Raw genomic sequence first — 14131 nt, forward strand, 5'->3', positions numbered from 1 at the left:
CCACTAATCCACCCCAGCAAGCTGGAGCTTCATCGTTCGACTTGCATGTGTTAAGCACGCCGCCAGCGTTCATCCTGAGCCAGGATCAAACTCTCCGTAAAAAACAGTTGCCGACCCCACCACCGCAAAAAACAGTGACAAAGCAGCGAGTTCAATCATGACCAAAAAGACGAACCATCAAAAAGCTGACGATTCATATATAATTGATCCAAAGGAATTCTCAACCCATGTGAAAAAATCACACAAGCCGAGGATAATTTGGCATTTGACAAGTGCACGCTGTTGAGTTCTCAAGGAACGGACGCTCCCAGCCCTGCGACTCCCGCCGCAGCCCTCCGGGGCAACTTCCTCAGCCTATTCGATCAGTATTCATGTTGCAAAAGCAACACGCCGCATCTCGAATGGCTTTGCATCTGGCTTCAGTATTCTCAGTGATTCGTATTTTGAATCGACTTTCAAACCGAAAGGCTTTTGATTCAGTTTATTCAACCGAAGCTGAATGCTCTCTGAACCGTGTGGCCGTCTTCCTCGAGCCGAAGCTCTTCGAAAGGCAACCCCAGTAGCCTAACTCATCTCACCAGGACTCGCAAACCGAGACCCTCCAGAGAGGAGCAGCCTCCCACGTCTGTTCCGTCGGCGATTGCTTCAGGTTCTTCGATGGGGTTGTGTCGTCGTCTTGGGATGGGAACCTTCCGGCTCAACCTCACCTCTTGGCGGCGACAGGAGAAACACTACGCGGATCGCCTCAGCCTCACAAACCGGTCCGACGCCCGGGCGTGTCGACGGCGTGACGCCCGATTCCGCCCTGGCTCCGTCAGCCTTCTCCCCTCGTGATATGAGCAATCGTCAGATGCACGATCACGTCGTTCTCGCCGTGATCGAGCAGGCGCGCCCTCACCACCTGCTCGATCGCCCTCGCGGTGCTCGGCGCCCGTTCCGACTCAGCGGTGCCCACGGCGATCCGCACCGTCAGCTCGCCGTCGCGGCGTGAGACGGCCACCAGGGGCGCACCTTCCCGTACGATCCCTAGTCCGCGCGCGCCGGCGTCGATCACTCGATCGAGCGTGCCACCGCTTCGATAGAGCGCGATCACGTCATCGTGGGAGCGCACGACCGCTTCCACGCTCGTCGCGAGGTCCGCATCCGCAGTCATCATCGCTCCTCAGTCTCTTCATCGTGCACGTCTCGCACGGTGATGTCGACGGCCACGATGTTCAGCTCCGTGTGCGAACGCAACCGCACCATGATGTTCTCCCGCAGCCGATCGGCGAGGTCGTGGATCGCTCTGCCGTACGGCACGCTGGCTTCGACCGTGACATGCACCGGCTCGTGAACGCGCGTGACATCTCCGTCCAGCCGGCATCGCCCGATGAGCACACCGTCGATCGACTGCTCGGCCGACCTGATCAGCCCTCGCACCGCTCCCTCAGTGATGCCCAGATCCGCTCGGGGCTCCGACGAAGCGATCGGTATCCGTCTGCCTGACCGGGCCTCGAAGCTGATGCGGGACATGATGCGCTGCACCCACCCCTCATCCGTGCGCTCCTCCGCCGCGACGTCGGTCGCCAGCAGGTCCGGGCTCAGCCCGTGCAGCCGCTCCAGCGCCTCGAGGGCGATCCGACATCCGGCGTTCTCCTCGATCGACGGGTCACGCGGCGTGCGCCCCGCGTCGAGGTAGTCCGAGAGCTCCTCGATGGTGTGCCCTGCGAGGTCTTCCGGCTCCAGCTGCAGTCCGCGCCGCCTCGCTCTCTCCTCGTGACTCATCGCCACTCCTCCATTCGAACGAGCATGTGCTTGCGGGCTCGCGCGAGCATGCCCCGCACGGTCGACGCCGAGAGCTCGAACTGCTCGGCGATCTCGTCGTAGCTGTATCCGCCGATCTCTCGGAGCATCCAGCATTCGCGCTGCGCGTGCGGCAGCTCTCCCAACACGACGGAGAGCGCTTCGACCCCCGCGCGCGCTTCGACGACCCGCGACGGTGACTCGTGCGGTGCTGCGGCGGCTTCGACGTCATCGATATCGATGTGCCGGCGCGACGATCGCAGCCGATCCGTCGCCTTCCTGCCTGTGATCCGCATCAGCCAGCTTCTGACCTTGCTGAGGTCGTTCAGCTCCGGCAGCCGTTCCCACGCCGTGATGAACGCCTCCTGCACGACGTCATCGACGTCGGCGGTGCCAGGGAGCATTCGCCGGACGTAGGCACGCATCAAGGGCGCATGGCGCCTCACCAGCACGGCGAAGGCATCGGGGTCGCCGTCAGCGGCTCGCCCCGCGATGATGCGATCCGCGGCGCTGTCGAGTGCACCGTGACCAGGCGGTTGTGTCATGTCAGCGGTCCTCGCCGTCAGAGCCTCGCGCGTCGGCAGCTCTGCCGACCCGCGAGGCCATGATGACATCGGAGGTCCCTCTCGCTCTTTCCTTCACGGCGATTCAGCAGTCACCGCTTCGAACGTCGACCCGCGATGGCCCCGTAGATCACGAGCACCAGCTGGGAACCCCCGATCGCGAGCAGCCAGGTCGAGAGGGAGAAGAACGACCCCAGCCCGACGTCGAAGATGAGGCTCCCGAGCCAGCCGCCGAGCAGCGCTCCGACGACGCCCAGCAGCAGAGTCACGAACCACCCTCCTGCCTGTTTGCCTGGGATGATCAGCTTCGCGATCGCTCCGGCGATGAGGCCGAGGAGCAGGAATCCGAGAAAGCCCATGATGTGCGTCCTTTCGTCTGTGCCGCGGGCGGTGCCGCCCGACATGCGGGATTGCGGTCGCGCTGGGGGCGGCGCGCAAGCGTGTCGCCCCCAGCGCGCACGGTCACTTGTCGAAGGTGTCCTTGACGTTCTCCGCCGCGTCGCGGAGGTGGCCCTTGGCCTGGTCCTTCTTTCCCTCCGCCTCGAGGCGCTCGTCGTCGGTCATCCGGCCGACCGTTTCCTTGGCCTTGCCCTTGGCCTTGTCCGCGGCCGCCGCCATCTTGTCTTCAGCGCTCATCGCTTCTTCCTCTCTCTCACTGCCCCGCGGGGTTGCGGGGCAGACGTTCTCTGCGGTCACTCCACTCGAGTCATGCTCCGCAGCGCCTGCCAACGGCCGCGACCCTGAAGGTGCAGCACGATGGGAAGTCGTGATCCTGACAGCGCGTCCCAATCGGCGATGCACCGCTCGGCCGCTGCGATCAGCCGGCCGAGGTCTGCACCCCTGCGGGGCCGAACGGCGAACCGGATGGCTTCCGAACCGCGAACGCGGTATGCGTCGGCACGGCAGGAGAGCACGTCGTTCCGAAGCCGCATCGTCTCGGTTATCACTGCATCCGCGACGCCGGCGTCGACGTCGATGCGCCCGTCAGGCCCGGTGCGACGGAACACGGTCGCTGTGCGCCCTCCGCCTCGGGAGATGATGAACCACACGAGCATGACGACGGCGAGCCCGGCGCATGCCGCCACTGCGGCCGTTGCGATTCCGGCGCCCCACGCCGCCGGATCGGCGAGCGCAGCGACGCGCTCGCGCGCCCACGTGTCAGCGGCGGCGGCGAAGCGTTCGACGAAGGCAGGTCGCGTCACCCAGACCACGCAGAGGGCTCCGGATGCGGCGAGCGCCAGCCCGATGACGAGCAGGAGGGCGCGTCCGAGCGGACGGTTCGAGGCGTTCATTCGACCCTCCCTCGGTCTGCGACGGCGACGGCGACGTTCAGCTCCGCCCCGAGTCGCGCCGCCGTCGCACGCGCCGCTTCGGCGGCGACGCCGGGGTCGACGTCGACCCCGCTCGTCGGCGTGAGCCAAACGTGGAGCTTCCGACGAGCCGCCGTGACGGAGACACGCGGGCGCGGGAGCCGCGCGGCCGCGGCGACGGCGTCCGCGACGGCATCGGCCAGCACGGAGTCATCCACCAGGAGCGCGATCCGTTCGCCTCGTGTGCCGCGGCGCGCGCGGCGCCCCGGCAGCACGGCCAGCGCGATCAGCACCGCACCAGCGATCGCCGCCGTCGCGCCCGCTGCGAGCACGACGGGAGTCGTCTCCTGAGACGGCGATGCCGCACCGATGGTGATCGCAGCCTCCGCAAGTTGCGCACGGAACGCCGCGTCGACCATGGCCAGCAGCACGACGGCGAGTGCCGCGGCCGCCAGCATCGCCGCGGCGAGCGCCGAGATCACGGCGGGCACGGAGCGCGACGCGTGCGTTTCGCGTCTGATCACTCTGCGGTACACCGCGTCCTCTGCGATCATGTTCGCGCCCTCTTCGCCGCTGAGACGAATCTCACGTCGACTCGCGACACCTTCCGGTCCGCCTTGGAGCCCATCTCCGAGATGAGTCGCTGCTGCAGTTCTGCCCCGAGCTCAGTCAACGAGGCGGCATCGCCGCGCGGGTACCGCACTGGCACGGTCACCTCGACGCGCAGCCTGCCCCGATCGTCGCGCAGCGCGACGACTCCGACCTCACCCGCCGTGTCGCGCACCACTGCGGCGGCGATCCGCTCGATCGCACGCCCGCGCAGCACTGTCGTGCCTGGCCGGGCAGGAGACCCGGTGACGGCGGCGACGGCGGTCATGACGAGGTGCGCCGCCCGCGCAGCGCCGCAGCTACGGCGCGCACATCGAGCTGCCCTGTGACGACCCTGGCGACGAGCGCCCCGACAGCCATCGTGACCGAGACGAGCACGCACGCCCAGAAGCCGAGCGCGATCCATGTCAGAGCGATGACCGCTCCGACAGTCGCACCGACGCCGGTGGCGCTCATCGGACTCGCGTCTCCTGCGACACCTCGTCCTCGTCGTCCGACGGGATGTGCACGTCGTTCACCTGCACGTTGACCTCTGCGACCTCGAGCCCGACCAGCTCCTGCATGGCGTGATGCACTGCGGCCCTCACGTCGTCGGCCACGCGCTGCAGTTCGACGGGGTAGTCGGCCACGATCGTGACGTCGACAGCGACCTGCTTCTCGCCTACCTCGACGCTGATGCCCTGGGCCAGATCGGTCGATCCCACCGCCTCACGAAGCGCTCCGACCATCCGCGATGCTCCGCCGCCGAGCGCGTACACGCCAGGCACGTCGCGCGCCGCGAGCCCTGCGATCTTCGCCACGACGCCGTCGTCGATCGTGGTCCTGCCGCCGAGCCGCTCGTCGTGCGACCCGGCAGGAGTGCCGCCCGCGGTCGCCGATCGATCCTTGCCGTGCTGCGCTGTCTCGTTCGTCACGACGAACCACCCTTCGTTCCCGTTTCTCGCGCCGGAGGCACGATCCGCCGACAACCGGCGACACAGATGAGACGCGATGAGTCGCGCATTCGTCACAAACTCGCGCAGGGGATCCGGACCGCCCTTCGGACCGCGGTGCGCATACAGCCCGAGGCAATAGATTGGATCGATCGTGCCGCCGCGCGCACGCGACCGATGAGGAGTGCACATGGCCGTCCAAGACACTGCACCGCGCACGCGTCGCGAGCTGCATCCGCGCAGGCGCCGCTCCGGCCCGCTGCGCGTGCTGCTGCCCGCCATGCTGATCCTGGCGTGGTTGACGGCAGCCGGAATCGGCGGACCCTACTTCGGCAAAGTCGACGAGGTCTCCTCCAATGACCAGACCGCCTACCTGCCGGAGTCCGCCGACGCCACCCGCGTGCAGCAGCTCCTGCCGGAGTTCACCGAGTCGGATGCCGTTCCGGCGATCGCCGTGTTCGTCGGCGAGGCCGCGCTCACCGACGAGCAGCTGGCGACGATCGGTGACGAGGTCGCCGCAATCGCCGATCTGCCCGACGTGACATCCGATGTCTCTCCCGTGATCGCCTCGGACGACGGCCTCGCCGCCCAGGCCTTCGTGCCCGTCTCAGCAGATGCCGACATCGCGGACGCCGTCGCGGCGATCAGCGACGCCGTGAACGAGCGCCTGCCGGACGGCGTCACGGCGTACGTGACGGGCCCCGCCGGGTTCTCCGCCGACCTCGTCGCCGGGTTCTCCGGCATCGACGGCCTGCTGCTCGGCGTCGCGCTGCTCGCCGTGCTGGTCATCCTCGTGCTCGTATACCGATCGCTGCTGCTGCCGGTCGCCGTGCTCGCCACGAGCCTGTTCTCGCTGTGCGCCGCGCTGCTGACTGTGTGGTGGCTGGCGAAGTGGGAGGTGCTGCTGCTCAGCGGCCAGACCCAGGGCATCCTGTTCATCCTCGTCATCGGCGCGGCCACCGACTACTCCCTGCTCTACGTCGCGCGCTTCCGCGAACAGCTGCGCGTCAACCGTGACAGAGCGGTGGCGACCACCCGCGCGCTGCGGGCATCCGTCGAGCCCGTTCTCGCCTCGGGCGGCACCGTGATCGCCGGGCTGCTGTGCCTGCTGCTCAGCGACCTGAAGTCGAACAGCACGCTCGGGCCCGTCGCCGCGATCGGCATCGCCTTCGCGATGCTCGCCGCGCTGACCCTGCTGCCCGCCATGCTGTTCGCGTTCGGTCGTGCGGCGTTCTGGCCGCGTCGGCCACGATACGAACCGGAGGTCGTGGCCGCAGAACCCGCCGTGCCGACGAAGGGCGTGTGGTCGCGGGCGGCGGCGCTCGTGCGCCGACGACCGCGCGCGGTCTGGATCGGCACAGCGCTGGTGCTCGCTGCCGGGGCCGTCGGCGCCACGCAGCTGGAGGCTTCGGGAGTGCCGCAGTCGGACCTCGTGCTCGGCTCCTCCCCCGCACGCGACGGCCAGGTCGCGCTCGGCGAGCACTTTCCAGGCGGCTCGGGAACTCCGGTGCGGGTCATCGTGCCCGACGGCGATCTGCAGGAGGCGGCCGACGTGCTGCTGGCGAACGACGGCGTCGATGCCGTTTCGGTCGTCGCGTCCGATTCCCCGAGCGGCACGGCGCCGGTCGCATCCGACGGCATCGCCTCGCTCGTACCGGATGCCCCGGCTCCCGAGCCGACGATCGTCGAGGGCGATGCGCTGCTCGAGGGCACGCTCGTCGATGCGTCGGACTCGGCGGCGGCAGAGGACGTCGTGAGGGAGATCCGGAGCGAACTGTCTGAGCAGGTTCCCGGTGCGATCGTCGGGGGTGTGACGGCGACCGCGATCGACACGAACGACGCGTCGATCCACGATCGCAACCTGATCATCCCGGTCGTGCTCGCCGTGATCGCACTGATCCTGATGCTCCTGCTGCGTTCGATCCTCGCGCCGCTGCTGCTGATCGCCACGACGGTGCTCTCCTTCGTCACGGCGCTCGGCGTCTCAGCGCTCGTGTTCGAGCACGTCTTCGCGTTCCCGGGCGCCGACCCGGCCGTGCCGCTGTACGGGTTCGTCTTCCTCGTGGCGCTCGGAATCGACTACAACATCTTCCTGATGACGCGCGTGCGCGAGGAGTCGCTCACATCCGGAACGCGCGACGGCGTACTGCGCGGACTGACCATCACGGGCGGCGTGATCACATCGGCCGGGCTCGTGCTGGCGGCGACCTTCGCAGCGCTCGGGATCATTCCGATCCTCTTCCTCGCGCAGATCGCCTTCATCGTCGCGTTCGGCGTGCTGCTCGACACCTTCGTGGTGAGGTCGCTCCTGGTGCCTGCGCTCTCGTACGACATCGGCCGCGCGATCTGGTGGCCGTCGAAGCTGTCGCGGCGGTGACTGCGGCCGCTACATCTCCTCGTGGACGTTCGGATCGGCGTCGGAGATGCGGCCGCGCTCGAGCGAGGCGATCTGCTGGATGTCATCGGGGTCGAGATCGAAACCGAACACGTCGGCGTTCTCGCGCTGCCGATCCGGCGACGACGATTTCGGGATCGGCGTCGCATCCAGCTGCGTGTGCCAGCGCAGCACCAGCTGCGACGGTGTGACGCCGTATTTCTCGGCGAGCGCGAGCAGCGACTCCTCCTGCAGCAGCTCCGTGCGGCGCGCCAGCGGACTCCAGCTCTCAGTGCGGATGCCGTGCTCGGCATGGAAGGCGCGCAGCTCGGCCTGCGGGAAGTAGGGGTGCAGTTCGATCTGGTTCACGGACGGTGTGACACCGGTCTCGGCGATCAGCCGTCCCAGCATCGCGATGGTGAAGTTCGACACTCCGACCGAGCGCACAACGCCCTGCTCCCGCAGCTCGATCATGCCGCGGAAGGTGTCGACATACTTGTCCACACTCGGGTTCGGCCAGTGGATCAGCAGCAGGTCGATGTGCCCGAGGCCGAGAGCCTCGTTCGACTCACGGCCGCTGGCGATGGCCTCCTCGTGTCCGTGGTGGCGACCGGGGACCTTCGTGGTCACCATCACTTCGTCGCGCGGGATTCCGCTGCGGCGCACGGCCTCACCGACCTCGCGCTCGTTGCCGTAGTTCACTGCGGTGTCGAGCAGGCGGTACCCCGCTCCGATCCCCTCGACGATGGAGGCGATGCCCTCATCGCCGGTGAGCTTGTAGGTGCCGAGCCCCAGCTCAGCGAACGGGCTGCCATCGTTCAGCGTCACACCGGGGATCCGGATCGGTTCTGCCATTGCGAGCGTCCTTCCGTGCGGGCTTTCGAGCCTACCGGCCGAGGGTGCGGATGTCCGGGCGCTGCGTGCGCCGAAGCGCGCGGGCACGACGGATCGTCCCTTCGGATGATCTGCGCGCAGCGCTCACGTGCTGAGATGGAGGCGTGCCGAACGATCGATCCCCGCGACTCCCCTTCGACGAGTGGGTGCTGCCTGGCGTGCGCTATCGCTCGCTCGCCGGAGATATCACGGTTGCGATGCTGCTGGTCGCCGCGGGAGCGGCTGCCTGGTTCTTCCCCGACGTGCGCGCCTGGGTGCTGCCCTTCGACGCGATCGGCATCGCGTGGCTGTGGCCGATCGTGGCCGTCTCTGTGGTGGTCGCGATGACCAAGCGGCGCCTCCCCGTGGCGGCGGTCGCGCTTGCCGCTGCGCAGATGATCGCCGTGGCGCTCGCCTCGGAACAGCTGCTGGTGCTCCCGGCCTTTGCGATGGTCGACGCGCTGTACGCAGCGATGCTGTATGCCTCTCCGTCCGGTCGTGTCGTCGTGTACGCGTGCGCGTTCGCAACCGGCGTCGTGCAGGCTCGTCCTGTGCTCAGCGCTGAGAGCGCGAGCGAGGCCACCGCCATCATCATCGCCATCGCGCTCCTCAACGGCGGCCCCCTGCTGTCGGGGACCGCCGTGCGCCAGCGCGACGAGCTGCTGAAGGCGGAGAAGGACCGTGCCGACGCGATCGCGCGCGCCGCCGAAGCGGAGCGGGCCGCCGCCGTGCGGGCGGAGCGCACGGAGGTCGCCGGGGAGCTGCACGACGAGATCGCCGCGAGGCTGACGGCCATCTCACTGCAGGCATCCGCGATGTCGTCGCGCGTCGACGACCCCGGCCTCACGCGCGCCGTGACGGCGATGCGCGCCTCCAGCCACGAGGCGCTCAGCGAGCTGCACCAGCTGATCGGCGTGCTCGCCCAGGATCGCGCCGACGACGGCTCAGCGGTTGAGGTCCCGGATGAGCCGGACGGGCGCGCAGAAGCAGGAAGCGGCGCCCTCCCTGCCTCATCCGGCGATGCTGGTCCGGACCGGATATCCGGAGCCGTCGACGCCTCAGCATGCCACGACCCGCGAGCGGCCATGCGCACCCAGGCGGAGGCGTTCGGTGCCGAGCTGACGCTCGTCGGCGACCCCGGCACGCTGTCGGCGCCCGTCTCGAACGCGCTGGAGCGCATAGGTCGCGAAGCGATCGCGAACGCGGCGAAGCATGCACCGGGCGCGCCGATCGACGTGCGATTCGACCGAGGAGACCGGACGATCGGCATCACGATCGACAATCCCCTCCCATCCCGCCCGGAGCATGCCCGGGGGGCCGGGCTCGGCACCGAGCTGATGGCCACGCGCTGGCTCACGCTCGGGGGCTCCGGGCGCATCGGCGCGGAGGACGGCCGCTGGCGCGTGCGGGTCGAGATTCCGCTGGACACCGACCGTGCCGATTGACCGCCGCCACGGCGCATCGATTCAGAAGGAGCAGCTGTGATCCGTGTTCTCATCGCAGACGACCACGCCGCCGTACGGGCGGGTGTGAGGGCGGTTCTCGAAACCTCGGACGATATCGAGGTGGTGGGTGAGGCCGCCGATGGACACATCGCGGTCTCGCAGGCCCGCGCGCTCGCACCGGATGTCGTGCTGATAGATGTGCGAATGCCGCACGTCGACGGGATCGCGGCGACCGAGGAGCTCACCCAGCTGCAGATCCCCGTGCTGGTGCTGACCACGTTCGCGATCGACGACTACGTCGACGGCGCACTGGCTGCGGGAGCTGCCGGCTACCTGCTGAAGACAGCAGAGGCCGACGACATCATCGACGGCGTACGGAGGGTCGCGGCGGGCGAAGGCGTGCTCTCCCCCGAGGTCACGCGGCGCGTGTTGGAGCACGCGCGAAGCGCATCGAGCAGACAGGACCCCGCGTCCGATGCGACCACGCAGATCGAGCGCCTCACTCCGCGCGAACGGGAGGTGCTCGGCGCCCTCGGCCAGGGACTCTCGAACGCGCAGATCGCGGCGACGCTGTTCGTCTCGGAGCCGACCGCGAAGAGCCACGTGTCGAACGTGCTCAGCAAGCTCGGCGCCCCGAGCCGGATGCGCGCGGCGGTGATCGCCCGCGACGCCGGGCTGGCCTGAGGCAGCGACGCACGGCGCTCAGCGGCGAGAACCTGAACGTCTTCGATGAACGAGAGATGAATGTCACAGAAAAATAACGAAAGTGCGTGACAAGCGTTACTCCTCCGTTATACAGTGGGAACCACGGAAGCCGTTTTGCTGTGGCGGCGACCGACATGTGATTGCAGGACACTCTTGGTGCAAGGGACGAGGGGCCGGGCGGAGAATCTCTCCACCCGGCCCCTTCTGCTGTGCGCCGCAGCGAGAGCCGCGCGGCGTCTCATCTGCGCCTTGCGCGGCTTATGAGCTCGTTATAGCCGCGTTCGACGCAGACGAGCGCGAGACCGCCCTGCTGCGATGCCGGAACGGATGGCGCGAGGAGCGCGGGAGCAGAATGAAAATCAGGTCAAGCGCATAGTGATCATCACGCACACAATAGACCCTCATCGACTTGACATGTTGATCCTGGATTTGTGTGGTGTGCGCTGACGGCTGGATACTCATCCCGCGCGCACCGACCGCGCAGCACCCCATGAGCACCCACTCCCCCGCACTCGCAGACCCCCGCGTCGTCGTCATCGGCAACGGCCGACTGGGCGGCGCGATCGCCCGCGCTCTCCGTGCCGCCGGCGTCGACGTGTTCGGACCCGCCGGGCGCGGCGAGCAGGTTCCGCACGCCGACATCGGCCTGCTCTGCGTCACGGACGCGGAGATCTCGCACGCGGCCGCGGCGGTCGCCGGGCGTGCGCGCATCGTCGGCCACACCTCGGGAACGACGCCGATCGACGACGTCGACTTCGGGCTGCATCCGGTGCAGACTTTCACCGGCGACGAGCATCCGGATGTCTTCACCGGCCTTGCGTGCGCTGTCGCGGCCCACACTCCTGCAGGCAGGGAGGCGGCCGTCATGCTCGTCGAGGCGCTCGGCGGCAGGCCGTTCGACATCGCCGATGAGCACAGGGCCGCCTATCACGCAGCGTGCTGCATCGCCTCGAACTTCCTCGTCACGCTCGAGCAGGCGGCCGCACGCGCGGCCGGGGCGGCCGGAATCGACGAGCAGAACGCACGCGGCATGCTCGCACCGCTCATCCGGCGCACGGTCGACAACTGGACGGAACACGGGGCCGCGGCGCTGACCGGCCCGATCGCGCGCGGCGACCACGGCACCGTGGCGCGGCAGCGCGCGGCGATCGCCGACGTGCCAGGCGTGGTCGAGCTGTTCGATGCGATGCGCATCAGCACCGAGCGCCTGGCGGAGGAGACCGCATGAGGATCATGAGAGCCGTCGCCGACGCCTCCGATGCACCCGGACTGTTCGACGCGATGTGCACCAGCGCCCACCGGATGACCGAGGAGGCCGCGTGAAGATCATCAGAACGATCGCAGAAGTCCGCGCGACCGTTGCCGAGGTGCGGGCCTCCGGCAGCACGGTGAGTCTCGTGCCGACGATGGGCGCCTTCCACGAGGGGCACCTCTCACTGATGCGCACCGCTCGCGCGCAGAACGAGTTCGTCGTCGTCTCGCTGTTCGTGAACCCGACCCAGTTCGGCGCGAACGAGGATCTCGGTTCCTATCCGCGCGACGAGGAGCGCGATGCACGGCTGGCCCGCGAAGCCGGCGCAGATGTCCTGTTCGTCCCGCCCGCGAGCGAGGTCTATCCCGACGGCTTCGCCACCACGATCCATGTCTCGGGCATCACCGATGTGCTGTGCGGTGCGGTGCGCGGCCCCGGTCACTTCGACGGCGTCGCCACGGTGGTAGCGAAGCTGTTCGGCATCGTCGCACCGGATGTCGCGTACTTCGGTCAGAAGGACGCGCAGCAGGTCGTCGTCGTGCGGCGGCTCGTGCGCGATCTGAACTTTCCGGTGCGCATCGAGGCGTGCCCGATCGTGCGGGAGCCAGACGGTCTCGCGATGAGCTCGCGCAACGCCTACCTCGACGCGGCGTCGCGCGAGCGGGCCACCGCGCTGAATCGCGCCCTCGACGCCGCCGAGGCACTCGTCCGATCCGGTGAGCGCCGCGCGGCGCCCGTGCTGGCGGCGGCTCGCGGCGTGCTCGTCGGCTGGGGCATCGACCCCGAGTACGTCGAGCTGCGGGACCCGGACGACCTGGTCGCGCTCGACGAGATCGGCGACCGTTCCATGCTCGCCGTCGCCGCACGCGTCGGCACGGCGCGCCTCATCGACAACCGCATCCTGGAAGGAGACCGCTGATGCACCGCACCATGCTGAAGTCCAAGATCCATCGCGCCACCATCACCGGCAGCGACCTGAACTACGTCGGTTCGATCACGATCGACCCCGATCTGCTCGAGGCCGCCGACATCCTGCCGCACGAGCAGGTGCACGTGCTCGACGTCGACAACGGCGCCCGCTTCGAGACCTACGCGCTTCTCGGCGAGCGGGGTTCAGGCGCGATGCAGGTCAACGGCGCGGCGGCTCGACTGGTGCACTCCGGCGACACCATCATCGTCGTCTCATACGCCGAGTACGACGAGCGCGACATGGAGAGCTACGAGCCGCGCGTCGTGCACGTCGGCGGCCGCAACGAGATCATCACCGTCGACGACGCCGTCGACCGGCTGCTCGGAGCGTCGGCGTGAGCATGCATGCGCCGCACGGCGAGCGCATCGGCATCGCCGACCTCGCCGGGATGAAGGCGAACGGCGAGCGCATCGTCATGGTGACCGCCTACGACTACCCCAGCGCGGGCGTCGCCGATGCGGCAGGCGTCGACGTGGTGCTGGTGGGCGACTCCGGCGCGATGACGGTGCTCGGATACGACAGCACGGTGCCCGTCACGGTCGACGAGATGCTCGTGCTGTGCCGGGCCGCGCGCCGCGGCGCGCACCGCCCTCTGCTGGTCGGCGACCTGCCGTTCGGCTCGTACGAAGGCTCGGATGCCGACGCCGTGGCGACCGCGCAGCGCTTCGTGAAGGAGGCAGGATGCGATGCCGTCAAGCTCGAGGGCGGAGGGTCATCGGTCGAGCGGGCACGGGCGATCGTGCGCGCCGGCATCCCCGTGATGGGCCACGTCGGCCTGACGCCGCAGACCGCCGCGTCCGACGGCGGTCTGCGCGCGCGGGGGCGCACCGCGGAGGAGGCGCTGGCCGTGCTCGATGCGGCCCGTGCGCTGGAAGACGCCGGATGCTTCTCGATCGTGTTCGAGGCGATGCCCGCCGCCGCGGCCGCAGCGATCGCACTTCAGTTGAGCGTCCCTGTGATCGGCATCGGAGCCGGAGCGGATGTCGACGGCCAGGTGCTCGTCTTCCACGACCTGCTCGGCATCCACGACGGCGCACCGGCTCGGTTCGTGAAGCGCTACGACGCACTTCGCGACCGGATGATCGCGGGAGTGGCGTCGTTCACCGACGACGTCCGATCATCCGGCTACCCCGCCCCCGAGCACACCTACGGCATGCCCGCCGAGGAGCAGACCCGCCTCGAGGAGCTCCTCGCCGCCCGCTGACGCCCCGGCTGCCGAACTGCGCACTTTTCGCCGAGATGCGCCGGTTTTCTCGCCTCTTCGTCGAAAAAGTGCGCAACTCGCGAGCCGGATGATCCGGATGCCCGCGACTGGC

General features: G+C 68.5%; 18 protein-coding genes and 1 rRNA gene. 7 read left to right on the forward strand and 12 right to left on the reverse strand.

Going from position 1 to position 14131, the window contains the following annotated elements:
* The 11 genes from DZG09_RS00005 to DZG09_RS16805 form a co-directional block, all read right to left on the reverse strand.
* Nucleotides 1–101 (reverse strand): 16S ribosomal RNA (locus DZG09_RS00005); the annotation flags it as partial.
* A gap of 713 nt (nt 102–814) precedes the next feature.
* Nucleotides 815–1156 (reverse strand): hypothetical protein, encoded by a 342-nt coding sequence (locus DZG09_RS00010; RefSeq protein WP_205529013.1) that lies wholly within the window; start codon nt 1154–1156, stop codon nt 815–817.
* Complete coding sequence (locus DZG09_RS00015) at nt 1153–1764, reverse strand: Asp23/Gls24 family envelope stress response protein (protein WP_119697282.1); 612 nt, start codon at nt 1762–1764, stop codon at nt 1153–1155. The genes DZG09_RS00010 and DZG09_RS00015 overlap by 4 nt, the downstream gene beginning before the upstream one ends.
* Nucleotides 1761–2327 carry an RNA polymerase sigma factor gene (locus DZG09_RS00020; RefSeq protein WP_119697283.1) on the reverse strand — a complete coding sequence of 189 codons (567 nt, stop codon included), beginning with the start codon at nt 2325–2327 and terminating at the stop codon, nt 1761–1763. Before DZG09_RS00020 ends, DZG09_RS00015 begins: the two co-directional genes overlap by 4 nt.
* A gap of 110 nt (nt 2328–2437) precedes the next feature.
* Nucleotides 2438–2704 (reverse strand): GlsB/YeaQ/YmgE family stress response membrane protein, encoded by a 267-nt coding sequence (locus tag DZG09_RS00025; protein WP_119695724.1) that lies wholly within the window; start codon nt 2702–2704, stop codon nt 2438–2440.
* 103 nt (nt 2705–2807) lie between these two features.
* Nucleotides 2808–2981: a CsbD family protein gene (locus DZG09_RS00030; protein ID WP_119695725.1), complete on the reverse strand. Its 174-nt coding sequence runs from the start codon at nt 2979–2981 to the stop codon at nt 2808–2810.
* A gap of 56 nt (nt 2982–3037) precedes the next feature.
* On the reverse strand, nt 3038–3637 hold the full coding sequence (locus DZG09_RS00035) for a hypothetical protein (protein ID WP_119695726.1): 600 nt from the start codon (nt 3635–3637) through the stop codon (nt 3038–3040).
* A complete protein-coding gene (locus tag DZG09_RS00040) occupies nt 3634–4209 on the reverse strand; it encodes a hypothetical protein (RefSeq protein ID WP_119695727.1) in 576 nt (191 codons plus the stop codon). Before DZG09_RS00040 ends, DZG09_RS00035 begins: the two co-directional genes overlap by 4 nt.
* The gene (locus DZG09_RS00045) at nt 4206–4532 is read right to left on the reverse strand and encodes a hypothetical protein (RefSeq protein ID WP_119695728.1); all 327 of its coding nucleotides are present in this window, start codon (nt 4530–4532) and stop codon (nt 4206–4208) included. Before DZG09_RS00045 ends, DZG09_RS00040 begins: the two co-directional genes overlap by 4 nt.
* A complete protein-coding gene (locus DZG09_RS00050) occupies nt 4529–4720 on the reverse strand; it encodes a hypothetical protein (RefSeq protein WP_119695729.1) in 192 nt (63 codons plus the stop codon). Before DZG09_RS00050 ends, DZG09_RS00045 begins: the two co-directional genes overlap by 4 nt.
* Nucleotides 4717–5178: an Asp23/Gls24 family envelope stress response protein gene (locus tag DZG09_RS16805; protein ID WP_420845862.1), complete on the reverse strand. Its 462-nt coding sequence runs from the start codon at nt 5176–5178 to the stop codon at nt 4717–4719. The genes DZG09_RS00050 and DZG09_RS16805 overlap by 4 nt, the downstream gene beginning before the upstream one ends.
* Nucleotides 5179–5386: 208 nt before the next feature.
* Between DZG09_RS16805 and DZG09_RS00060 the strand changes: the two genes are divergently transcribed.
* A complete protein-coding gene (locus DZG09_RS00060; protein WP_119695731.1) occupies nt 5387–7573 on the forward strand; it encodes an MMPL family transporter in 2187 nt (728 codons plus the stop codon).
* Nucleotides 7574–7582: 9 nt separating this feature from the next.
* On the opposite strand, the gene DZG09_RS00065 is transcribed toward DZG09_RS00060, so the two are convergent.
* Nucleotides 7583–8425 (reverse strand): aldo/keto reductase, encoded by an 843-nt coding sequence (locus DZG09_RS00065; protein ID WP_119695732.1) that lies wholly within the window; start codon nt 8423–8425, stop codon nt 7583–7585.
* 143 nt (nt 8426–8568) lie between these two features.
* On the opposite strand from DZG09_RS00065, the gene DZG09_RS00070 reads away from it, so the two are divergent.
* The 6 genes from DZG09_RS00070 (at nt 8569) to panB (ending at nt 14019) form a co-directional block, all read left to right on the forward strand.
* Nucleotides 8569–9888 carry a sensor histidine kinase gene (locus DZG09_RS00070; protein WP_119695733.1) on the forward strand — a complete coding sequence of 440 codons (1320 nt, stop codon included), beginning with the start codon at nt 8569–8571 and terminating at the stop codon, nt 9886–9888.
* A gap of 36 nt (nt 9889–9924) precedes the next feature.
* The gene (locus tag DZG09_RS00075) at nt 9925–10572 is read left to right on the forward strand and encodes a response regulator transcription factor (protein WP_119695734.1); all 648 of its coding nucleotides are present in this window, start codon (nt 9925–9927) and stop codon (nt 10570–10572) included.
* Between the two features lie 511 nt (nt 10573–11083).
* On the forward strand, nt 11084–11821 hold the full coding sequence (locus DZG09_RS00080) for a DUF2520 domain-containing protein (protein WP_119695735.1): 738 nt from the start codon (nt 11084–11086) through the stop codon (nt 11819–11821).
* A gap of 91 nt (nt 11822–11912) precedes the next feature.
* On the forward strand, nt 11913–12764 hold the full coding sequence (gene panC, locus DZG09_RS00085) for a pantoate--beta-alanine ligase (protein ID WP_119695736.1): 852 nt from the start codon (nt 11913–11915) through the stop codon (nt 12762–12764).
* Nucleotides 12764–13153, forward strand: coding sequence for an aspartate 1-decarboxylase (panD, locus tag DZG09_RS00090; protein ID WP_119695737.1), 390 nt, complete (start codon nt 12764–12766; stop codon nt 13151–13153). Before panC ends, panD begins: the two co-directional genes overlap by 1 nt.
* A 2-nt stretch (nt 13154–13155) precedes the next feature.
* Nucleotides 13156–14019 carry a 3-methyl-2-oxobutanoate hydroxymethyltransferase gene (gene panB, locus DZG09_RS00095; RefSeq protein WP_119695738.1) on the forward strand — a complete coding sequence of 288 codons (864 nt, stop codon included), beginning with the start codon at nt 13156–13158 and terminating at the stop codon, nt 14017–14019.
* The last annotated feature ends 112 nt before the right edge of the window (nt 14020–14131 follow it).

It is taken from the genome of Microbacterium halotolerans (assembly GCF_003569805.1).
GTDB classification, from domain to species: domain Bacteria; phylum Actinomycetota; class Actinomycetes; order Actinomycetales; family Microbacteriaceae; genus Microbacterium; species Microbacterium halotolerans.